We start from the raw sequence: 19,477 nt of genomic DNA, 5'->3' as shown, positions 1-19,477 counted from the left end.
CCGGCGAACAGGGCCGCCGCGGCGGCGGCGGTCAGCAATTGAAGGCGAAGCATGACAATATCCCTTCTGGAGCGGACGGTCGCAAAGGGAGGAAAGCGCGGCCGTCAGGAACGGAACCTGCAGCGTGAAAGACGCGGCGAGGCTCTCAGTTCCAATTGCCGTCACCGGCGGCCGGATCGGCCTACCGCAGGGTTGTCGGCCGCACCCACCAGCCAGGACGTTTCAACGTCAGGCTCCGGCCCGCCGCAGCGGCGGCCTCGACCGTGTCGAACAGGGCCAGGACCGTGGCGCCGGACCCGGACATCCGGACCAGACGCACGCCGGAAAGCCCCGCCGCTTCTCCCAGGGCTTCGCCGATCTCAGGCTGCAGTGCGACGGCCGGCGCCTCGAGATCGTTCCGCTGCGCCGCCAGCCAGTCGATGACGGAGGAAGGGCGCCAGTCGCCGGGCGGATCGGGACGGTCCGCCGCCCCCGCGCCGCCCTCGTCAAAGGCGCGATAGACCGCGCCGGTCGGCGACGGGACGCCGGGGTTGATCAGCAGGGCCGGCAGCGGCGGCAGGCGGGGCTCGAACGTCAGCCGGTCGCCCCGGCCTTCCGCCCAGGCGGCCCGGGCGTGGAGACACATGGGACCATCGGCCCCGACCCCGGCCGCGAGGTCCGCGAGCGCCTCATCGTCCAGCGGCAGGCCCAGCACGTCGCGCGCCCCTTTGAGCGCAGCCCCCGCATCGGAAGAGCCGCCGCCCAGCCCCGCGGCGACGGGCAACCGCTTGTCCAGCGTCACCGCCACGGGCGGATCTCCGGCGCCCGTCGCCTGACCGAGCGCCCGCAAGGCCTTGAGGATCAGGTTGTCGCCGCCGTCTTCAAGGTCCCGGCCGAACGGGCCGGTCACCGCCAGCGAGAGCCGCGCGGATGGCTCGACGGTCACGCCGTCGCCGGTATCGGCGAAGGCGACGAGGCTGGCCAGGGGGTGGTAGCCGTCCCCCGCCACGGGTCCGACATGCAGGAACAGATTGACCTTGGCGGGGGCGAGACTTCGGACCGGCGCCATGCCTCAGGGCTGGCCGCCGGGCGAAGTCGCCGGATCGGGCAGGCCGCGCACCAGCTTCTGCTCCACCTCGGCGCGGCGCGGCGCATCGGGCTCGAGCGTCAGCACCCGACTCCACTGCCATTCGGCCTCGCGCCGGCGCCCGACCTGCCAGTAGGCGTCGCCGAGGTGATCGACGATCTCGGCGTTGCCCGGCTGTTTGCCGACGGCCTCTTCCAGCGTCTGGACCGCGGTTTCGTACTGGCCCTGGCGGAACTGGGCCCAGCCCAGCGAGTCCTGGATGTTACCGTTCTGGGGGTCGGCGGCATGGGCCCGGGCCAGCATCTCGGCGCCTTCGGCCACCCGCCGGCCGCTGTCGACCCACAGATAGCCGAGATAGTTCAGGATGGTCGGGTCATTGGGTTGGGCCTGCAGGGCGGCCCACAGTTCGGCCTCGGCTTCATCGATCCGGCCCAGGTTCTCCAGCGCCGCGCCACGCAGGAAGCGGAACTGGGGCGGTTGGGCCGCGACGTTGATGGTCGGCCGGTTGAGGATGGCCAGCGCCTCCTCATGCCTGCCCATGCCTTGCAGATGCGCGGCCAGGGCATAGGCGAAGGCCGCCTGGTCCAACGCCGCCGCGTCCGCACGCCTGAAGGCTTCAAGCGCCGCCGCGTCGTCGCCCTGGGCGCCCAGGGCCACCGCCAGTCCGACCTGGGCCCGCGCATAGGTGATGGGATCGGCCTTGCCGACACGCGAGAACACTTCTTGCGCCAGAAGGGGCTGGCGGCCGTTGCTGAGGCTCTGTCCCAGTTGCAGGACGGTCAGATCGTCGGGGTGCAGGCTGTCGGCGAGCCGCAGATAGATCGCCGACACCTCATGATTCTCGCTCGCGCTGGTCTGCAGGGCGGCGAACACCAGGGCGTCTGACGCGTGCTCCAGCATATCCGGCGCCGCCGGCGGGCGGCCCCGCCCGATCACCCGGGCCCGGGCGATGGCGGCCCGGGACTCCGGATTGCCGCCCGACAGGGCCCCGTCATAGATGGCCAGCGCCTCATCCCGCCGACCCTGCCGTTCGAGGAATTCGGCGTAGTCCAGGGCGTACAGCATGGCGCCGCCAGGAGCCGCCATCAGGATCCGGTATTCGGCGTCGGCCTCCGCGAACCGGCGACGGCTCTCCAGCAGGCCGGCCCGCTGCTGATGCAGGACCAGGCCGGCGGGATCGGCAGGCGGCGCATCGACGACCTTCAGCGCGGTTTCCCAGTCGTCCGCGGCCGCGGCGACGGCAGGCGTCAGATAACGGGCCGCGGGACGAAGCATCTCGAACGGGCCGGCGGTCAACAGGGCGAGGCTTTGACGGGGGTTTCCCGCGCGCAGGCCCTCGACAACCTCGATCAGCCGGCCAACCTCGGCGAGTTGGGGCGTGTCGGCGACGGTCGGCGTCAGACGCGCCACCACACCGATATCCCCCGAAAACAGACCCGACCGGAACGCCTCTTCGCCCAGCAGGGGCTGTTCCGGCGCAAGGGCATGGGCCTCCGTCAGGAATTCGGAGCCTGCCGCCCGGTCGCCGCGGATGCTGGCCAGACGGCCGGCCAGATAGAGGCCGTAGGCGGACTGGCCCGCGGCGTCGACCGGCACCGGAGCCCATATGGCGGGGATCGGGGCTGCGGCCGGCTCCGCCGGCTCGACGGGCGGCTCCTCGGCGGGGACCTCGTCCGGCGCTACGGCCTCTCCCTCCGGGATCGGGACGACGATGGGCGATTGCCCGGCCGGCGAAACCACAGGCGGATCGGTGACGGTCGGCGCGTCCTGGGCGAGCGCGGGCGCGCACAGGGCCAAGGCGGCGCAGCCGGTCAGGAGAGAGGCGAGGCGGAAAGGGCGCATGGCGGAACCCTCTCCGCATTATGCGGCGGCGACAAGGCCTCTCGCCCGCCCGGCGTCACATATTCGGATAGTTGGGGCCGCCGCCGCCCTCGGGCGTGGTCCAGACGATGTTCTGGGACGGATCCTTGATGTCGCAGGTTTTGCAGTGGACGCAGTTCTGGGCGTTGATCTGAAAACGCGGGTTGGCCCCCTGTTCGTCGTACAGGACCTCGTACACGCCGGCCGGGCAGTAGAGCCGCGCCGGCTCGCCGTATTCCGGCAGGTTCACCCGGATCGGGATCGAGGGATCCAGCAGCTTCAGGTGGGCCGGCTGTTCCTCGGCGTGGTTGGTGTTGGAGATGAAGACCGACGACAGCTTGTCGAACGACAGCTTTCCGTCCGGCTTCGGATAGGCGATCGGCTTGTGTTTCGACGCCTTTTCGGTCGCGCCGGCGTCGGTCTTGCCGTGCTTCAGTGTCCACGGCGTGGTCAGGCCGGTCAGGGACGCGAGCCACATCTCGGCCACACCCAGGGCCCCGCCCAAGGTCGTGCCGAATTTCGACAGATACGGCTTGGCGTTGCGGACGCCCTTGAGCTCCCGATAGACCCAGCTCTTCTCGTATGCCGTCTGGTATTCGACCAGCTGATCGCCCGAACGCCCGGCCATGACGGCCTCATAGGCGGCGTCGGCGGCCAGCATGCCCGTCTTCATGGCGTTGTGGCTGCCCTTGATGCGGGGGACGTTCACGAAGCCGGCCGAACAACCGATCAGGACGCCGCCCGGGAACGACAGCTTCGGCACCGACTGGAAGCCGCCTTCGGTGATGGCGCGGGCGCCGTAGGATATGCGGGTTCCGCCCTCCAGATGCCCGGCGATCGAAGGGTGGTGCTTGAACCGCTGGAACTCGTCGAACGGCGACAGGAAGGGGTTCTTGTAGTTCAGGTGGACGACGTAGCCGATGGCCACGTAGCGGTCGCCGAAATGATAGAGGAAGCTGCCGCCGCCGGTGAATTCGTCCAGCGGCCAGCCGGTCGTGTGCTGGGCCAGGCCGGGGCGGTGCTTGTCAGCCGGGACCTGCCACAGCTCCTTCAGACCGATGCCGTATTTCTGCGGCTGCGCCGTGTCGCAGAGGTTGTGACGGGCCATGATGGTCTTGGCCAGGGAGCCGCGCACGCCCTCGGCGATGAAAACGTATTTGCCGTGCAGCTCGATGCCCGGCTGGAAGTCGTCGGTCGGCTTGCCGTGGCGGTCGATGCCGAAGACGCCGGCGACGACGCCCTTCACCGTGCCTGACGGCTCGTTCCAGACCACATGGCTGGCGGCCATGCCGGGATAGACCTCGACGCCCAGCGCCTCGGCCTGCTCGCCCAGCCAGCGGGCGACATTGCCGAGCGAGGCGATGTAGCAGCCGTCGTTGTGCATCATCGGCGGCAGCAGGGGCATGGGCAGGCTGACCTGACCCATGGGCCCCAGCACCATGAACCGGTCCTCGGTGACCGGCGTCTCCAGCGGGGCGCCGCGCTCCTTCCAGTCTGGCAGGAGCTCGTTCAGGGCGCGCGGGTCGATGACGGCGCCCGAAAGGATATGACCGCCGATCTCGGCGGACTTCTCCAGCACGGCGACGGTGATCTCCTTGCCGTCCTTTTCGGCCCGCTGCTTCAGGCGGATGGCGGCGGCCAGACCGGCGGGGCCGCCGCCGACGATGACCACATCGTACTCCATCACCTCGCGCTCGACCCCTGTCAGGGCCTCGGCAGGCGGCAGGTTGTCGATCACGGCTTCCTGCCAGGCGTTCGTCGCGCCGCCCTCGATCGCGTCCTCGGCCATGCCCTGAATTCCTCGTCGTGGGTGGGGTCTTCGTGTTTTCCGCTTATCCGAAGGTGACGCAAGGGTGGTCAAGGACTATCCCTGTGCGGACCGTCATGATGACCCCGCCTTCCGACGCCGCCGCGACTGAAAGCCTGCTCGCCTTCTGGCGCGACGCGGGCGTCGACGCCTGTTTCGAGGACGCCCCGGTCGACCGCACCCATGTCGCCCCGCCGCCGGCCGTAAAGGCGGTGACCAGGGCTACGGCCTCAGTGGTGGCCGCGCCCGATGCAGGCGACGCCCTGTCCGAGGCGCGCCGGCTTGCCGCAGGGGCCGAAACCCTTGAGGACCTGGGGCAGGCCATCGCGGCTTTCGAGGGCTGTCCGCTGCGGGGGATGGGAGCGACCCAGTCGGTGTTCAGCCGCGGAAATCCCGAGGCGCCGGTGCTGATCATCGGCGAAGGGCCGGGCGCGGAAGAAGACCAACGCGGCCAGCCCTTCATCGGCAAGGCCGGGAAGCTGCTGGACCGGATGCTGGCCGAGGCGGGGTTGGAGGGCCGGGTGTTCATCACCAACACCGTCTTCTGGCGGCCGCCGGGCAACCGCACGCCGACACCGGCGGAACAGGCCGTCTGCGCGCCGTTCGTCGAGCGGGCCTTCGCCCTGCTGAAGCCGAAGGCGGTGCTGCTGCTCGGTGCGGCGGCGGCCAAGTCGGTTCTGGCCACAGACGACGGTATCATGCGGATGCGCGGCCAGTGGCGGGAGTGGCGGCTGGCGGAGGGCGCGGTTTCCGCGCCGGTGCTGCCGACGCTGCACCCCGCCTTTCTGCTGCGGCAGCCGATGGCCAAGCGGCAGGCGTGGGCGGACATTCTGTCGCTGGCCGCGCGGCTGGACGCCGACGGCTGAAACCTGTTCATCCTTCAGACTCAAAACTGCCCCAAAATGGGGAGAAATCTTGACACGGGCCGGGGGCGATGGCGCCTTTCGTGCCTGACGACCGAATGAACCGCGCGGCGTGACCCGAGTCGAGACGGGTCGCCAGACGCTTCAAGGGGGCCGCCTCAGTGCCGTTTGATTTCCGCCGCGCGATCATCGCGCCGACGTTGGCAGTGGCGTTGTGCGCCATGGCGACCGCCGGCCGGGCCGAGGAAATCCGGCGCGCGCCCACGGCCCTGAGCGCCGCGGACCGCCTCAGCTACACCACAGCCTTCGACGCCCTTCGCCGGGGCGACCTGAACACCGCCCGCGAGTCCGCGCGTCAGGCCAACGACCGCGTCCTGCTGGGCCAGGTCGAGTTCGAACGCCTGTTCCACGCCGACTACAGCGCCACCTATGAGGAACTGTCGGCCTGGTTGGCGGAATACGCCGATCTGCAGTGCGCCGAGCGCGCCTGGACGCTGGCCATGCGTCGGCGGCCTGACGGCGCGCCTGAGCCTCGACGCCCCACGCGGATGGGCGGCGGACGGACCTGGAACAGCATCGCCGCCGCCGGCGGCAACACCGAGGGCGATCCGATGAAGGCGGCCCGCGTCGCCCTCAATCACGACGACCTGACCGGCGCGGTCGCCCTGGGCGATCAGCTGGGCGACTGGTGGACCGTCGGACTGGCCCAATACCGGCTGGGCGAGTTCGGCCAGGCCAGGATCGCCTTCCAGCGCGTGCTGGACGATCCGACCGAAGACGGCTGGGTCCGCTCGGGCGCCGCCTTCTGGGCCGCGCGCTCGGCGGCCCGCTCCGGCCAACAGGACCTGGTCCAGCCCCTGCTGCGCCGCGCCGGCGCCTGGCCGGCGACCTTCTATGGCCAGATCGCCCTGCGTCAGCTGGGCGAGGAGCCGGCGATCGAGAACCTGGGGCCGGTCCCGTATGGGGCCGCACGGGCGCAAAGGGCGTCATATCAGGCCGACGAACCCATCGGCGTCGACGCCGACGAGCTGGAGGAATTCGTCCGCTCCGAGCCCCGCGCCCTGCGCACGGTGGCCTTCTTCGAGGTCGGACGCCGCGGCGACGCGCGCGATGAGCTGAAGACCGGCATTCGCGCCGCCGCCACCGACCGCGGCCGCGAGCTCTGGGCCGCCCTGGGCCGCGCCCTCGGGCCGCGTGTGACTGGCTCGGGCGACGACGTGCGGCGGATCGACGCCGACCGCTATCCGCAGCCCGTGATCGAGCCCGAGGGCGGCTTCACCATCGAACGGTCGCTGGTCTACGCCATCGCCCGCAAGGAAACCGACTTCAACGCCCGCGCCCGTTCCGGCGCCGGCGCCTACGGGCTGATGCAGGTGATGCCGACCACGGCCGCCGAGCTGAGCGGCGACCGGGGCTTCGTCAGCGATCCGGAACGGCTGTTCCAGCCCAACGTCAACGCCCGTCTGGGTCAGGCCTATCTGAACCGGGTTCTGGCCCTGCCGGCGATCAACGGCGACCTGCTGCGGGCCGCAGCCTCGTACAACGCCGGGCCCGGACCGATGGTCACGGCCGTGCGCAAACTGGGTCCGGACGCCGATCCGCTGCTGCTGATCGAGACGATCGACGTGCCGCAGGCGCGTGACTATGTCGAAAAGGTCGTGGCGGCCTACTGGATCTACCAGCGCATGAACGGCCGGCCTCTGCATACGCTGGACGCCGTAGCGTCGGGGGCCTCGCGGGTTCCCCTGGCCCTGGACTATGTGGCGCCGCCGCCGGCTCCGGTTCAGGCGATCGATCTGGCCTCTGCGGCCACGACCGCCGGAACCAACTAGATCACGCTGACCAGAAGCAACGCCGGCAGGCAGCAGGCGATCACGATCATCAGCCCATAGACCATCAGGCTGGGACGACGCGCACCGGGCTGCTGAACGGGCATGGACATGGCGGACCTCTGAACGCACAGGCGTTCTTGCGGGGCGCAAAATATCGCCGTTGTCTTAAAGCCGGGTTCCGCGAGGCGGTTAATGGTTTGACAGCGCCTCGGCGGACCACTCCAGAAAATCGGGTTGGGCCAGAAGGGTGTCGCGGTAGGCGGCCGCCGTTCCGTCGTCGCCATGGGCGGCGAGGTCGACCTGGAAATGCCGGAACCGCGCCGCGACGGGGGTGAAAAAGGCGTCCGGCACGGACCAATCGCCAAACAGGTACGGCCCGCCCGCTCCGAACCGGGTCCGCATCTCGCGCCAAAGGGCCACGATGCGACGGATGTCCTTCGTGACGGCCTCGCCCGCAGGCGGCGGCGAGCGGTCCGGGCCGACCATGGTGTGGTCGGGACCCATGCCGCACTCCGTGCGCAGGCCCATGAAGCCGCCGTGCATCTCGCAGGCCGCCGAGCGGGCCAGCCAGCGGGCGTGGGGGTCGGCGGGCCACAGGCGAACCTCGGGGTAGCGTTCCGCGCACCAGACCGAGATGGCCATTGAATCCCAGATGGTCTCGCCCTCGACCCTCAGCAGGGGCACGAGGCGAGACGGCGAAATCTTCTCCAGTTCGGCCTGGCCCTCGGGACCGTAGATGTCCATCTCGCGCACGGTGAAGTCCGCCTTGCAGCGCTTCAGCACCAGCCAGGGCCGCAGCGACCAGGTCGAATACAGACGCGGTCCGATGATCAGTTCCATGAAGCCTCTCCCGGGATTCGCGTCCAGCCAATAGAGCCCGACCGCCCTCGCCGCCAGCACCGGATGGCCGAGTTCGGCACAGGTCGGCACAAGCGGCGCTTGACTCAACCGGTCGCGGGACCGACACGACGCGCCCATGATCAGCCGCTATTCCCGCCCCGCCGCCGTCGCCATCTGGTCGCAGGAGACCAAATACAGGATCTGGTTCGAGATCGAGGCGCACGCCGCCACCAGGATGGCCGAGCTGGGTACGATTCCCGCCAGCGCCGCCGAGGCGATCTGGGCCAAGGGCAAGGATGTGGTGTTCGACGCCGACCGCATCGACGAGATCGAACGCACCACCAAGCACGACGTCATCGCCTTCCTGACCCATGTGGCCGAGATCGTCGGCGAGGAAGCCCGCTTCCTGCACCAGGGCATGACTTCGTCGGACGTGCTGGACACCTGTTTCGCGGTGCAGCTGGCGCGCGCGTCCGACCTGCTGGTCGAGGGCGTCGACCGGGTCCTCGCGGCGCTGGAGAAGCGGGCGCTGGAGCATAAATTCACCCCCTGCGTCGGCCGCAGCCACGGCATTCACGCCGAGCCGGTGACCTTCGGCCTGAAGCTGGCGGGCTATCACGCCGAGTTCCAGCGGGCGAAGCGGCGGCTGCTGACGGCGAAGGAAGAGATCGCCACCTGCGCCATCTCAGGGGCGGTCGGCACCTTCGCCAACGTCGATCCGGCGGTGGAGCAGTATGTGGCCGAAAAGATGGGTCTGGCCGTCGAGCCGGTCTCGACCCAGGTCATCCCGCGCGACCGCCACGCCGCCTTCTTCGCGGCCCTGGGCGTGGTCGCCTCCTCGGTCGAACGCCTCGCCATCGAGATCCGCCATCTGCAGCGCACCGAGGTGCTGGAGGCCGAAGAGCCGTTCGATCCGGGCCAGAAGGGCTCGTCGGCCATGCCGCACAAGCGCAACCCGATCCTGACCGAGAACCTGACCGGCCTGGCCCGGTTGGTGCGCTCCGCCGTCGTACCGGCGATGGAGAACGTCGCCCTCTGGCACGAGCGCGACATCAGCCATTCCTCGGTCGAGCGCGGCATCGGGCCGGACGCCACCATCCACCTGGACTTCGCCCTGCATCGTCTGGCGGGGGTGGTCGAGCGGCTGCAGGTCTATCCGGCCAATATGGAGAAGAACCTGAACCTGCTGGGCGGGCTGGTGCACTCCCAGCGTGTCATGCTGGCCCTGACCCAGGCGGGGGTGTCGCGCGAGGACGCCTATGCGGCGGTGCAGGAGAACGCCATGAAGGTCTGGCGCGGCGAGGGCCGGTTCATCGACTTCCTCAAGGCGGACGCGCGCGTGACCCTGACCAACCCTGAGTTGGAAAACCTGTTCGATCTGGGCTACCATACCAAGCATGTCGACACGGTGTTCGCCCGTGTGTTTGGGGCCTGATGGTCTATGTTCGCGTTTCTGATTCTGACTGCGCTTCTGGTGTCCGGACCGCAGGATGGCCCTCAAGCCGAAGCCGCTGAAACCCCCCGGCTGACCCGGGTCGCCGAGCCCGGCGCCGTCAGCCGGTGCATGGGCGCCCTTGTCGGGTTCTCCAATGTCAGGGTGCGATGCACCGTCGCCAGCGACGCCACAATGCGACAATGCGCAATCCTGACCGCCAATCCCCGGGTTCTACGCTACCGTGAACGCTTCGAATGCATGGCGGCGGCGACGCGGGTTTATGAGGCCGACGGCTCCCCGGCGACGGGACGCGTCGTGCAACTGACCCTTCATGGCGCTTCCGAGTTCTCAAATCCGCGTCGCCAATAATCTGCCGCCGATCGTTTCGGCCGGGACCCGCCTTTTGATTCTCGGCAGCCTGCCCGGCGACGCGTCGCTGAAGGCGGCGCAATATTACGCTCATCCACAAAACGCCTTCTGGCGGCTGGTCGGCGGGGTGGTCGGGGTCGATCTGGCCGGCCTGCCCTACCCTGACCGACTGGAAGCCCTGAAGACCGCCGGCGTGGGTCTGTGGGACGTCATCGCCCACGCGACACGCCCCGGCAGTCTGGATGGGGCGATCCGGGACGCCGAGGCGGCGGACCTGAACCTGCTGGCGGGGCGGCTACCCGGGCTGCGCGCCGTAGCGTTCAACGGCGCGACATCCGCGCGGATCGGCCGACGGACCCTGACCCCCGCCCCGGGGATCAGCCTGATCGATCTGCCCTCCTCCAGCCCGGCCCACACCCGATCCTTCGAGTCCAAGGCCGAGGCATGGAGCGTGCTGAAGCCGTTCGTGATCAGGCCTTGACAGCATCGCTGAAACGAAAAGGGCCGCTCCGGCGATGGAGCGGCCCCTTTTCGTTCGGGAGCGCCGGAACGGCCTATTCGCCGTTGCGAATCTGGTCGCGGGCGACGGACGACAGCTCGTCCATCTTGCGGCGGATTTCGCCTTCCGACACGGTCAGACCGGCGCCTTCCAGATCCTGGGCGATCTTGCGGAAGACATCTTCCTCGCCCGGCTGGTCGAAGTCAGCCTTGACGATGGCGCGTCCATACTCTTCGGCGCCCGCGGCGTTCAGGCCCATTTTCTCGGCGGCCCACAGGCCCAGCAGCTTGTTGCGCCGGGCGACCGCCTTGAACTCCTGTTCCTGATCGAGGGCGAATTTGGACTCGAAGCCCTTTTCCCGATCGTCGAAGGTGGTCATGGGCGTTGCGAGGCTCCGTCTGGCGACCCAGCGGGGCCGCGATCGAGGGTGGTCTATATCCACCCCATACCCGAACGCAACCGGAACTGACGGGGTTGCGACGAGGCGGCCGCGGGGCGCGCCAAAACGACGCTGGTTTGTATCGCGGCGCCGCATCCGCTAAGGGTTCCGCGACTTTTTCCCGCCCGCCCGCGATTCCGGATCAAGCCGCCCAGACCCGGGTCTGGCCGCGCGATCTGCGTTTCCGGCAGGCCCCGCCCGGACTGCAGATGATGAACGTCAAGCGCAAGAAGCTCTACGAGGGCAAGGCCAAGATCCTGTACGAGGGACCGGAGCCCGGCACCCTGATCCAGTATTTCAAGGACGACGCCACCGCCTTCAACGGTGAGAAGAAGGCCCAGCTTGAGGGCAAGGGCGTCATCAACAACCGCATCAGCGAATTCATCATGTCGCGCCTGAACGGCATCGGCGTGACCAACCATTTCATCAAGCGGCTGAACCTGCGCGAGCAGTTGATCCGCGAGGTCGAGATCATTCCGCTGGAGGTGGTCTGCCGCAACGTCGTCGCCGGCTCCATGAGCCAGCGTCTCGGCATCGACGAGGGCACGCCCCTGCCCCGCTCGATCATCGAATTCTATCTCAAGAAGGACGAGCTCAACGACCCGATGGTCACGGAAGAGCACATCACCGCCTTCAACTGGGCCACGACCCAGGAGCTGGACGACATCCTGGCCATGACCGTCCGCGTGAACGACTATCTGTCGGGCATGTTCGGCGCGGTCGGCATCACCCTGGTGGACTTCAAGATCGAGTTCGGCCGGGTGTGGGAGAACGATTTCAGCCGGGTCATCCTGGCCGACGAGATCAGCCCCGATTCGTGCCGCCTGTGGGACACCAACACGGGCGAGAAGCTGGACAAGGACCGCTTCCGCCGCGATCTGGGCAATGTGATCGAAAGCTATACCGAGGTGGCCCGCCGCCTCGGCATCATGAAGGATATGCCGACCGTGATTCAGGGTGGATTGCACTAGTATGGCCAAGGTCAAGGTTCACGTCTTCCTCAAGCCCGGCGTGCTGGACGTCCAGGGCAAGGCTGTCGAACAAGCCCTGCATGGTCTGGGCTGGCCCGGCGTCGCCAACGCCCGGGTCGGCAAGCTGATCGAGTTCGACCTCGACGCAGCCGATCCCGCCGCCGAGGCGAAGAAGATGTGCGAGCAGCTGCTCGCCAACACCGTGATCGAAAGCTACCGCATCGAGGTCGCGTGAAGCGGCTGATCCAGTTCTCGGTCGCGGCCTTCGTCCTGGTCTGCGTGCTGATCTTCGCCGCGGCGCTGGCGGGGGGGCTGACCGACGATTCGGCGTTTACCCAGGCCGCGAAGGACGCGGCGCACTAGCGACCCCGACCCTCATTGTGCGTTAGGCTGGCTCCAGACACAGCGAGGAGCGATCCATGGCCTTCACCGTTACATCCGCAGGCTTCGCCGACGGCGGTGCCCTGCCCGACGCCCAGGTGCACGCCAAGGGCAACCGATCGCCACAGCTGAGCTGGTCCGGCGCGCCCGAGGGTACGAAGAGCTTCGCCGTCACCTGCTACGATCCCGATGCGCCTACCGGCTCGGGCTTCTGGCACTGGACGGTGGCCAACATCCCCGCCGATGTTACGGAGCTGGCCGAGGGCGCCGCCCTGCCGAAAGGCGCGGTCGAGGGGCGGACCGATTTTGGCGAGCCCGGCTTCGGCGGCGCGGCGCCTCCGCCGGGACATGGCCCGCACCGCTATATCTTCACGGTCTTCGCCGTCGATCAGGAACGGCTGGACGTGACGCCGGAGAATTCCGGCGCCGTGTTCGGCTTCAACCTACATTTCCATACGCTGGCGAAGGCCTCGATCACGGGCGTGTACGAGAATCGCGGCTGAGCGGTTTCCATCGGGAGGGGCGGCATGAGGACTATCGTCAAGGCGATCGCGGCGGGAGCCCTGCTTCTGGCCACGGCCAGCGTGGTGGAAGCCCAGGACGTTCCGGCCGTCGCTCCCGCAGCGACGGCGACGCCTGCAGGCATTCCGATAGACAGTCCGTGGCGACGCGCCGTCTATGAACAGGCGCATGAGCATTTCCGGCATCCGAGCTGGGGCTGGCGGCATTCGGAACGCGACTATCTGTTCGGCATGGCGGTGGCGCAGGCCGAGGGGCTGACGGTCGATGCGGACGTGATGTTCGCCGCGGCCTTCCTGCACGACTGGGGCGGGATCGAACCGTTCGCCGTCACAGGCGTGGACCACGCCGTGCGCTCGGTGCAGCTGGCCGAGCCATTCCTGACCGAGGCCGGCTTCCCGATGGAGAAATTTCCGGCCGTTCGCGCCGCCATCCTCGGCCACATGTACGACAAGGAGCCGGAGGGCTCAGAGGCGCTCGTCCTTCACGACGCGGACGCGCTGGACTTCCTCGGCGCCCTCGGGGCCGCGCGGCTGCTGGCGGCGACGGGCGACCGGCCGGACTATGACCAGGCGCTGGGTCGGATCGAGCGATTCGCGGTCGACATCCCGCCGCGGCTGAAGACGGCCGCGGCCCGCCGGATGGCCGAGCCGCGCGTGGCGGTCATGACGGAATTCCTCGCCATGGTGCGGCGTGAAACGCCGGACGGCGCCAGACCCTGACAGGAGCGGCAAACGCTGCTAAAGGGCCGCGCCATGAGCGCAGCCGTCATCGTCTTCCCCGGTTCCAACTGCGACCGCGACTGCAAGGTCGCCGTCGAACGCTCCACGGGCGAGCAGGTCCAGATGATCTGGCACCAGGAGACGGAACTGCCAGCCGGGCTTGACCTGATCATCCTGCCCGGCGGCTTCTCCTACGGCGACTATCTGCGATGCGGAGCTATGGCGGCCCAGTCGCCGATCATGCAGGCGGTGAAGAAGGCCGGCGACGACGGCGTGGCGATCCTGGGCATCTGCAACGGCTTCCAGATTTTGTGCGAAGCCGGAATGCTGCCGGGCGCCCTGCTGAAGAACGCCGGCCTGAAATACGTCTGCAAGCCAGTCAGCCTGACCGTGACCAACGGCCAGACCCGCTTCACCGCCGGCTATCAGGGCCAGCGCGAGGTGGTCATGACCCAGGGCAATGGGGACGGAAACTATTTCGCCGGCGCCGAGGACCTGGCCCGGCTCGAGGGCGAGGGCCAGGTCGTGTTCCGCTATGTCGACAACCCGAACGGCTCGGTGAACGACATCGCCGCCGTCCAGAATGCGCGCGGCAACGTTCTCGGCATGATGCCCCACCCCGACCGGGCCTTCGAGGAAGAGCTGGGCTCGGCGGACGGCGCGACCCTGTTCCGCAGCGTGTTCGCGGCGGCCTGAGCCCGCGCCGCGTTCAAACGCCCCAGGCCGCGCCGCCGGCGCCGTAGCCGTCGATCGCCTGGAACATCGCCGATACGAGCGCCCGTTCCTCCTCGGTCACCTCCGGTTTCCAGGCGTCGAAGATCAGGATGGTGCGATCCTGGCCGCTGTCGTTCGCGGCTTCGTGCTCGATGGTGTCGTCGAAGGCCCAGGCCTGCCCCTCCTTCCACTCGCGGACGTCATTGCCGACCCGGAAGCGCGAGCCCGGCGGCGCGATCAGGGGCAGGTGGCAGATCAGCCGCGTATTGATCAGGCCATGGTGCGGCGGGATGCGCGCACCGGCCTTCAGGCGAGAGAACAGAATCGACGGCGTTCGGCCCGGCACGCGGCATAGCGGGACGTCGGCCAGGGCCTCAAGCGTCCGGGGGCAACGGCGCGCGATGTCGGGCTGTTCCTCGCCGTCCTTCCAAAGAAACACGGCGCTCCAGTCGGCGTTCGAGGCCATGCCCTTCGCATCGGTATTGGGCCGGTCCGCGCGCGGCTCGACATAGGGGCGAAACAGGTCCGGCTGGGCCAGCAGAGCCTCCAACTCGGCCCGGATATCCGCCGCGGCCGCCTCCACCGCGGTCAGCCACGGCAGGGTCTCGCGCGGCTGGAACTGAACCTGCGGCAGGCCGGGAAACAGATAGAAGCGCGGCTCCTGCAGATACAGCCGCTTGCGACCCGCCATCAGGTCCAGCGACAGGGCGAAGCGATCGCTGGATGTGGCCGTGTCGAAGCCGGCCCGGACCAGGCTGTCGGCCAGGTGGGCCTGAAAGCGAGCCGCCTGATCCTGTATGGCCGCCTGGGCCCGCCGCAATTCCTGGAGCAGATCGGCCGGCAAGCCCTTGCCGTCGCCGGCCGCGCGCAGGGCGGACCCATAGAAGCTGGCGCCGCCCCGCGGGTCGCCAAGGCCCGTCAGGGCGTCGCCCTTGGCGATCAGGGCGCGCAGATCGCGCGGATTGACCGCCAGCACCCGGTCGGCGTCCGCCAGGCGGGCGCGGTGCGCCGGTTCGTCGTCTGTCTCGCCCATGTTCCGATCGGAGGTCGGCGAGCCAGCTTCGTCAAGTTGAAACTCGGACTTCGCGGCTCGCCGATCATCTTCGTCGGGCGTGATCGGCCTGGACGGAGTCCGTTTCGAGAACGGTGGTGCAGCATGGCCGGGGCGGTCGGTGTCGGCCGTGGTCGGTCTTATTGCCTGCTTTAATCCAACCCGCGTCGAACGGCCCCGGTTCCGACGATGAACCCTCGGCGCGCCCATGCGTAGTTGAGGGCCGCCACCCGAGGAGAGTCCGATGTCGTCCATTGTCCGCCCGACCCCGGCGCAGATGACGCGTCGTCTGATCGTGCTGGCCGCCGCCGTCTTCGCCATCGTGGTGGGACAGGGCCAGATGGCGCTGGGCTGGGGCCAGACCGCCGCCGAATTCTCCGCCGACAGCGACGCGACCCTGAAGGTGGCCGGTTACGCCTTCGCCATATGGGGCGTCATCTATCTGGGCCTGCTGGTCTACGCCGTGCGTCAGGTCCTGCCGCAGACGGGCGAGAGCCTGCTGATCCATCGGTTCGGCTGGCCATCGGCCCTGGCGCTGGCCGGCATCGGGTTGTGGATCATCGCCGCCGCGCTGGACGGCGAGATCGCGACGATCGTGCTGATCTTCGGCTCGCTGGCGGTGCTGCTGATCCCGCTGTTGCAGAACGCCGGCGCCATCCGCGCCCTGCCCGTCCGGGAACGCGACCGCTGGATGGTGGTCTGGCCGCTGGCGCTGCTGGCGGGATGGCTTACGGTCGCCGCGCCCCTGAACCTGATCACCGTGGCCACCGGCAACGGCGACCTGCCCGCGGTGCTGCCGCCGACCCTCTGGGCGATCATCGCCGTCGTCGTGGTGGTCGGCGTCGCTCTGGCCGTGACCTGGCGGATTCGCACCGTCGCCTATGCCCTCCCCGTCGCGTGGGGTTTGCTGGGCGCCTTTGTCGCCGAGCAGCCCCGGAACACCACCCTGGCCTATGTGGCGCTGGCGGCGGCGGTCGCGGTGCTGGTCGGGGCGATCATACTGAGTCTCGGCCTGCGCCGGGGCGTCGAACGGCGTGACGCGGTTCACAGCTAGGACGGCGCCGGCGCGGTCGAACACTCCTACGTCCGGAATTGACGCAGGCGTATGATCTTATGACCGAACCCGTCGAGGCCGGTCTTTGACAATCGAATGCAATGGACGAGGGCGCCCGCCGAGTGGACGCTGTGGACGCTGTGGACGCTGTGGACGCTTTGGACGGTGTTTTCCGACCGCCCCGTCAGATCGGCTGATCCGCTTGGTCGACCTTGTCCTGGTCCGTCTGATCATCGTTGGCGGCGTGTTTGAAGGCGCGTTCGGCGGCGGCCGAGGCTCCGGCGTCGTCGGCGGCGATCTCTGGCGCGTCGGGATCCTCGGGCGTCGCGGCGGGGTCGATGGGTTGGTCAGGCATCGCAGCCTCCTTCAGCTTCACGGGATCAATGGCCGTCGCCCCGCGATGTTCCGCTCAGGGGCGGCTGACACTTGCCCCATGAACGGCTAGAAGGCGCGCCCATGAGCGCTCCGCAGAAGACCATGGCCGAACTGGCCGCCGAATACGGCCTGGCCCCGAACGAATATCAGGTCGTCCTTGACCGGCTGGGGCGCGAGCCCAACAACGTCGAACTGGGCGTGTTTTCGGTGATGTGGTCCGAGCACTGCTCGTACAAGTCCTCGAAGATCCACCTCGGCAAATTCCCGACCAAGGGACCGCGGGTGATCTGCGGGCCGGGCGAGAACGCCGGGGTCATCGACATCGATGACGGCGACGCCTGCATCTTCAAGATGGAGAGCCACAACCACCCGTCCTACATCGAGCCCTACCAGGGCGCGGCGACGGGCGTGGGCGGGATCATGCGCGACGTCTTCACCATGGGCGCGCGGCCGGTGGCCCTGCTGAACGCCCTGCGCTTCGGCGATCCGTCGCACGAGAAGACGAAGCGGCTGGTCAAGGGCGTGGTCTCGGGCATCGGCGGCTACGGCAACTGCGTCGGCGTGCCGACGGTGGCGGGCGAGACCAATTTCCACGCCGGCTACAACGGCAACATCCTGGTCAACGCCATGTGCGTGGGTGTGGCCAAGGCCGACGCCCTGTTCTATTCGGCCGCCCCGGCGCCGGGCCTGTCGGTGGTCTATTTCGGCTCCAAGACCGGCCGCGACGGCATCCATGGCGCGACCATGGCCTCGGCCGAGTTCGACGAGGACTCCGACGAGAAGCGTCCGACCGTGCAGGTCGGCGATCCGTTCGCCGAGAAGCTGTTGATCGAGGCGACGCTGGAGCTGATGGCCTCGGGCGCGGTCGCCGCCATTCAGGATATGGGCGCGGCGGGTCTGACCTCTTCGTCGGTGGAGATGGCCGGCAAGGGTGCGGTCGGCATCGAGCTGAACATGGACGCCGTGCCCCAGCGCGAGGAGGGCATGACGGCCTATGAGATGATGCTGTCGGAAAGCCAGGAGCGGATGCTGGCGGTGCTGAAGCCCGGCCGCGAGGAAGACGGTCATCGCATCTTCAAGAAATGGGGTCTCGACGCCGCAGTCATCGGCATGACCACCGACACCGGGCGGCTGGTGCTGAAGCATCACGGCGAGACGGTGTGCGACGTGCCTCTGGCCCCGCTGTTCGACGACGCCCCCCTGTACGACCGCCCGTGGGTTCAGCCCAAGCTGCAGCCGCGTCTGGCTCCCGCCGAGGTCCCGGCGCCCGAAAGCTGGATCGATGCCGTGCTGAAGGTGCTGTGCTGCCCGGACATGGCGTCAAAGCGCTGGATCTGGGAGCAGTACGACCGCCACGTCATGGCCGACACCCTGCACGACTCGGCCACGGCCGCAGACGCGGGGGTGGTGCGGGTGCACGGCACGGACAAGGGTCTGGCCATGACCTCGGACTGTACGCCCCGCTACGTCCAGGCCGACCCTTATGAGGGCGGCAAACAGTGCGTGGCCGAGGCCTGGCGCAATCTGACCGCAGTCGGCAGCCGGCCCATCGCCATCACCGACAACCTGAATTTCGGCAATCCGCAACGGCCCGAGATCATGGGCCAGATCGTCCGCGCCATCGACGGCATGGCCGAGGCCTGCCGGGTGCTGGACTTCCCGGTCGTGAGCGGCAACGTCAGCCTCTATAACGAGACCAACGGCGCGGCCATTCCGCCGACCCCGACGGTCGGGGCGGTCGGCCTGCTGACCAACTACGACACCGTCACCGGCTTCGGCGGCATGGTCGAGGGCGACGTGCTGGTGCTGATCGGCGAGACGGTGGGCGAGTTGGGCTCGTCCCTCTATCTGCGCGAGGTTCTGGGCCGCGAGGACGGCGCCCCGCCGCCGGTCGATCTGGCGCTGGAGCGCAAGACCGGCGATTTCGTGCGCGGCCTGATCGAGGCCGGCGACCTGACCTGCGTCCATGACCTGTCCGACGGCGGCCTGATCGGCGCGGCGGCGGACATCGCCCTGGCCTCGGACTGCGGCGTCGAGCTGGACGCCACCTCGTCGACCCACGCCCACATCCTGCTCTTCGGCGAGGATCAGGCCCGCTATCTGGTCGCCGTGCCGGACGCCACCGCAATCATAGCGGCGGCGCAGAACGCCGGGCTGCATGCCTCGGTGGTCGGACGGGCCAGGGGGACCGACTTCGCCTCCGGAAGCGTGGACGGCGACCTGTTCCGCCTGCCGCTGGCCCACCTGCGCGAGATGCACGAGGGCTGGATGCCGAACTGGATCGAGGGCTGATGCGTCGCGTCGCCATCCTCCTGCCGGCGGCCTTGGCCCTGACAGCCTGCGAAGGCGGCGGCGACCCCGTCCAGCAGGCCCTGCGCGAGACGGCGGCGGCGAACCAGTCGGCGACGGTGCGGGAAACGGCGACGACGTCCGCGACCGATCCCGCCTCGATGGACCGGACCTGGGTCGCCGGGATGATTGAGCATCATCGCAACGGCGCGGCCATGGCGGACGCCGCCCTGGTCCGATCCCAAGACCCGCAGGTTCGGCGGATGGCGCAGGCGATCAAGACGGCCCGGACCCGCGAGATCGCGGAGATGCAGGCGTGGGAGCCCGCCGCCGCCGCCGTCCCGTAGCGGGGCCGTGACGACCGTCACATTTCCGGGCTAGGTCGGACGGG

At 68.8% G+C, this 19,477-nt stretch carries 20 protein-coding genes; 13 read left to right on the top strand and 7 right to left on the bottom strand.

Annotated elements, in window-relative coordinates:
- Positions 1 to 181: 181 nt before the first annotated feature.
- From VN378_RS06580 to VN378_RS06570, 3 genes are read right to left on the bottom strand one after another with little or no spacing between them, the layout of a single operon-like run.
- A complete protein-coding gene (locus tag VN378_RS06580; RefSeq protein ID WP_325742116.1) occupies positions 182 to 1,048 on the bottom strand; it encodes a 4-(cytidine 5'-diphospho)-2-C-methyl-D-erythritol kinase in 867 nt (288 codons plus the stop codon).
- A gap of 3 nt (positions 1,049 to 1,051) precedes the next feature.
- The gene (locus tag VN378_RS06575; protein WP_325742114.1) at positions 1,052 to 2,908 is read right to left on the bottom strand and encodes a tetratricopeptide repeat protein; all 1,857 of its coding nucleotides are present in this window, start codon (positions 2,906 to 2,908) and stop codon (positions 1,052 to 1,054) included.
- A 55-nt stretch (positions 2,909 to 2,963) separates the two neighbouring features.
- Complete coding sequence (locus VN378_RS06570; protein WP_325742126.1) at positions 2,964 to 4,610, bottom strand: electron transfer flavoprotein-ubiquinone oxidoreductase; 1,647 nt, start codon at positions 4,608 to 4,610, stop codon at positions 2,964 to 2,966.
- A gap of 203 nt (positions 4,611 to 4,813) precedes the next feature.
- On the opposite strand from VN378_RS06570, the gene VN378_RS06565 reads away from it, so the two are divergent.
- Positions 4,814 to 5,599 carry a uracil-DNA glycosylase gene (locus VN378_RS06565; RefSeq protein WP_414642221.1) on the top strand — a complete coding sequence of 262 codons (786 nt, stop codon included), beginning with the start codon at positions 4,814 to 4,816 and terminating at the stop codon, positions 5,597 to 5,599.
- 218 nt (positions 5,600 to 5,817) lie between these two features.
- Complete coding sequence (locus tag VN378_RS06560; protein WP_325742112.1) at positions 5,818 to 7,428, top strand: lytic transglycosylase domain-containing protein; 1,611 nt, start codon at positions 5,818 to 5,820, stop codon at positions 7,426 to 7,428.
- Between the two features lie 189 nt (positions 7,429 to 7,617).
- Here VN378_RS06560 and VN378_RS06555 read toward each other — a convergent pair whose 3' ends face one another.
- Positions 7,618 to 8,268, bottom strand: a complete 651-nt coding sequence (locus tag VN378_RS06555) for a glutathione S-transferase (protein WP_325742111.1) — start codon at positions 8,266 to 8,268, stop codon at positions 7,618 to 7,620.
- Between the two features lie 136 nt (positions 8,269 to 8,404).
- Here VN378_RS06555 and purB point away from each other — a divergent pair, with 136 nt between their 5' ends.
- Complete coding sequence (purB, locus tag VN378_RS06550; protein ID WP_325742110.1) at positions 8,405 to 9,703, top strand: adenylosuccinate lyase; 1,299 nt, start codon at positions 8,405 to 8,407, stop codon at positions 9,701 to 9,703.
- A 331-nt stretch (positions 9,704 to 10,034) separates the two neighbouring features.
- Positions 10,035 to 10,553 carry a DNA-deoxyinosine glycosylase gene (locus tag VN378_RS06545; protein WP_325742108.1) on the top strand — a complete coding sequence of 173 codons (519 nt, stop codon included), beginning with the start codon at positions 10,035 to 10,037 and terminating at the stop codon, positions 10,551 to 10,553.
- A gap of 73 nt (positions 10,554 to 10,626) precedes the next feature.
- Here VN378_RS06545 and VN378_RS06540 read toward each other — a convergent pair whose 3' ends face one another.
- Positions 10,627 to 10,950 (bottom strand): DUF1476 domain-containing protein, encoded by a 324-nt coding sequence (locus tag VN378_RS06540; protein ID WP_325742106.1) that lies wholly within the window; start codon positions 10,948 to 10,950, stop codon positions 10,627 to 10,629.
- A 272-nt stretch (positions 10,951 to 11,222) separates the two neighbouring features.
- Here VN378_RS06540 and purC point away from each other — a divergent pair, with 272 nt between their 5' ends.
- The 6 genes from purC to purQ are packed head-to-tail and all read left to right on the top strand — an operon-like array spanning position 11,223 to position 14,299.
- The gene (gene purC / locus VN378_RS06535; protein ID WP_325742122.1) at positions 11,223 to 11,981 is read left to right on the top strand and encodes a phosphoribosylaminoimidazolesuccinocarboxamide synthase; all 759 of its coding nucleotides are present in this window, start codon (positions 11,223 to 11,225) and stop codon (positions 11,979 to 11,981) included.
- A gap of 1 nt (position 11,982) precedes the next feature.
- A complete protein-coding gene (purS, locus tag VN378_RS06530) occupies positions 11,983 to 12,216 on the top strand; it encodes a phosphoribosylformylglycinamidine synthase subunit PurS (RefSeq protein WP_325742104.1) in 234 nt (77 codons plus the stop codon).
- Positions 12,213 to 12,344, top strand: coding sequence for a hypothetical protein (locus VN378_RS06525; protein ID WP_325742102.1), 132 nt, complete (start codon positions 12,213 to 12,215; stop codon positions 12,342 to 12,344). The genes purS and VN378_RS06525 overlap by 4 nt, the downstream gene beginning before the upstream one ends.
- Before the next feature lie 56 nt (positions 12,345 to 12,400).
- Positions 12,401 to 12,865, top strand: a complete 465-nt coding sequence (locus VN378_RS06520) for a YbhB/YbcL family Raf kinase inhibitor-like protein (RefSeq protein WP_325742100.1) — start codon at positions 12,401 to 12,403, stop codon at positions 12,863 to 12,865.
- Between the two features lie 24 nt (positions 12,866 to 12,889).
- Positions 12,890 to 13,603 (top strand): HD domain-containing protein, encoded by a 714-nt coding sequence (locus tag VN378_RS06515; RefSeq protein ID WP_325742098.1) that lies wholly within the window; start codon positions 12,890 to 12,892, stop codon positions 13,601 to 13,603.
- 33 nt (positions 13,604 to 13,636) lie between these two features.
- Positions 13,637 to 14,299: a phosphoribosylformylglycinamidine synthase subunit PurQ gene (purQ, locus tag VN378_RS06510; RefSeq protein ID WP_325742096.1), complete on the top strand. Its 663-nt coding sequence runs from the start codon at positions 13,637 to 13,639 to the stop codon at positions 14,297 to 14,299.
- A gap of 13 nt (positions 14,300 to 14,312) precedes the next feature.
- Here purQ and VN378_RS06505 read toward each other — a convergent pair whose 3' ends face one another.
- Positions 14,313 to 15,350 (bottom strand): aspartyl/asparaginyl beta-hydroxylase domain-containing protein, encoded by a 1,038-nt coding sequence (locus tag VN378_RS06505; protein ID WP_325742094.1) that lies wholly within the window; start codon positions 15,348 to 15,350, stop codon positions 14,313 to 14,315.
- A gap of 262 nt (positions 15,351 to 15,612) precedes the next feature.
- On the opposite strand from VN378_RS06505, the gene VN378_RS06500 reads away from it, so the two are divergent.
- Complete coding sequence (locus VN378_RS06500) at positions 15,613 to 16,422, top strand: hypothetical protein (RefSeq protein ID WP_325742092.1); 810 nt, start codon at positions 15,613 to 15,615, stop codon at positions 16,420 to 16,422.
- A 184-nt stretch (positions 16,423 to 16,606) separates the two neighbouring features.
- On the opposite strand, the gene VN378_RS06495 is transcribed toward VN378_RS06500, so the two are convergent.
- A complete protein-coding gene (locus VN378_RS06495; protein WP_325742091.1) occupies positions 16,607 to 16,777 on the bottom strand; it encodes a hypothetical protein in 171 nt (56 codons plus the stop codon).
- A gap of 101 nt (positions 16,778 to 16,878) precedes the next feature.
- On the opposite strand from VN378_RS06495, the gene purL reads away from it, so the two are divergent.
- Together purL and VN378_RS06485 are read left to right on the top strand one after the other, a co-directional pair.
- Positions 16,879 to 19,089, top strand: a complete 2,211-nt coding sequence (gene purL, locus VN378_RS06490) for a phosphoribosylformylglycinamidine synthase subunit PurL (RefSeq protein ID WP_325742089.1) — start codon at positions 16,879 to 16,881, stop codon at positions 19,087 to 19,089.
- On the top strand, positions 19,089 to 19,433 hold the full coding sequence (locus tag VN378_RS06485; RefSeq protein WP_325742087.1) for a DUF305 domain-containing protein: 345 nt from the start codon (positions 19,089 to 19,091) through the stop codon (positions 19,431 to 19,433). The genes purL and VN378_RS06485 overlap by 1 nt, the downstream gene beginning before the upstream one ends.
- The last annotated feature ends 44 nt before the right edge of the window (positions 19,434 to 19,477 follow it).

Source organism: Brevundimonas sp., from assembly GCF_035561115.1.
Taxonomy (GTDB): domain Bacteria; phylum Pseudomonadota; class Alphaproteobacteria; order Caulobacterales; family Caulobacteraceae; genus Brevundimonas.
This window is presented reverse-complemented; position numbering and strand designations above follow the sequence as displayed.

What these genes read in the sequence shown, in the direction of transcription:
- VN378_RS06500 (WP_325742092.1), top strand. Translation starts at nt 15,613, where the DNA reads ATGTCGTCCATTGTCCGCCCGACCCCGGCGCAGATGACGCGTCGTCTG.
- VN378_RS06540 (WP_325742106.1), bottom strand. Translation starts at nt 10,950, where the DNA reads ATGACCACCTTCGACGATCGGGAAAAGGGCTTCGAGTCCAAATTCGCC.
- VN378_RS06555 (WP_325742111.1), bottom strand. Translation starts at nt 8,268, where the DNA reads ATGGAACTGATCATCGGACCGCGTCTGTATTCGACCTGGTCGCTGCGG.
- VN378_RS06575 (WP_325742114.1), bottom strand. Translation starts at nt 2,908, where the DNA reads ATGCGCCCTTTCCGCCTCGCCTCTCTCCTGACCGGCTGCGCCGCCTTG.
- VN378_RS06495 (WP_325742091.1), bottom strand. Translation starts at nt 16,777, where the DNA reads ATGCCTGACCAACCCATCGACCCCGCCGCGACGCCCGAGGATCCCGAC.
- VN378_RS06515 (WP_325742098.1), top strand. Translation starts at nt 12,890, where the DNA reads ATGAGGACTATCGTCAAGGCGATCGCGGCGGGAGCCCTGCTTCTGGCC.
- VN378_RS06560 (WP_325742112.1), top strand. Translation starts at nt 5,818, where the DNA reads ATGGCGACCGCCGGCCGGGCCGAGGAAATCCGGCGCGCGCCCACGGCC.
- purL (WP_325742089.1), top strand. Translation starts at nt 16,879, where the DNA reads ATGAGCGCTCCGCAGAAGACCATGGCCGAACTGGCCGCCGAATACGGC.
- purS (WP_325742104.1), top strand. Translation starts at nt 11,983, where the DNA reads ATGGCCAAGGTCAAGGTTCACGTCTTCCTCAAGCCCGGCGTGCTGGAC.
- VN378_RS06485 (WP_325742087.1), top strand. Translation starts at nt 19,089, where the DNA reads ATGCGTCGCGTCGCCATCCTCCTGCCGGCGGCCTTGGCCCTGACAGCC.
- VN378_RS06565 (WP_414642221.1), top strand. Translation starts at nt 4,814, where the DNA reads ATGACCCCGCCTTCCGACGCCGCCGCGACTGAAAGCCTGCTCGCCTTC.
- purB (WP_325742110.1), top strand. Translation starts at nt 8,405, where the DNA reads ATGATCAGCCGCTATTCCCGCCCCGCCGCCGTCGCCATCTGGTCGCAG.
- VN378_RS06520 (WP_325742100.1), top strand. Translation starts at nt 12,401, where the DNA reads ATGGCCTTCACCGTTACATCCGCAGGCTTCGCCGACGGCGGTGCCCTG.
- purC (WP_325742122.1), top strand. Translation starts at nt 11,223, where the DNA reads ATGAACGTCAAGCGCAAGAAGCTCTACGAGGGCAAGGCCAAGATCCTG.
- VN378_RS06505 (WP_325742094.1), bottom strand. Translation starts at nt 15,350, where the DNA reads ATGGGCGAGACAGACGACGAACCGGCGCACCGCGCCCGCCTGGCGGAC.
- VN378_RS06570 (WP_325742126.1), bottom strand. Translation starts at nt 4,610, where the DNA reads ATGGAGTACGATGTGGTCATCGTCGGCGGCGGCCCCGCCGGTCTGGCC.
- VN378_RS06545 (WP_325742108.1), top strand. Translation starts at nt 10,035, where the DNA reads ATGGCGCTTCCGAGTTCTCAAATCCGCGTCGCCAATAATCTGCCGCCG.
- purQ (WP_325742096.1), top strand. Translation starts at nt 13,637, where the DNA reads ATGAGCGCAGCCGTCATCGTCTTCCCCGGTTCCAACTGCGACCGCGAC.
- VN378_RS06580 (WP_325742116.1), bottom strand. Translation starts at nt 1,048, where the DNA reads ATGGCGCCGGTCCGAAGTCTCGCCCCCGCCAAGGTCAATCTGTTCCTG.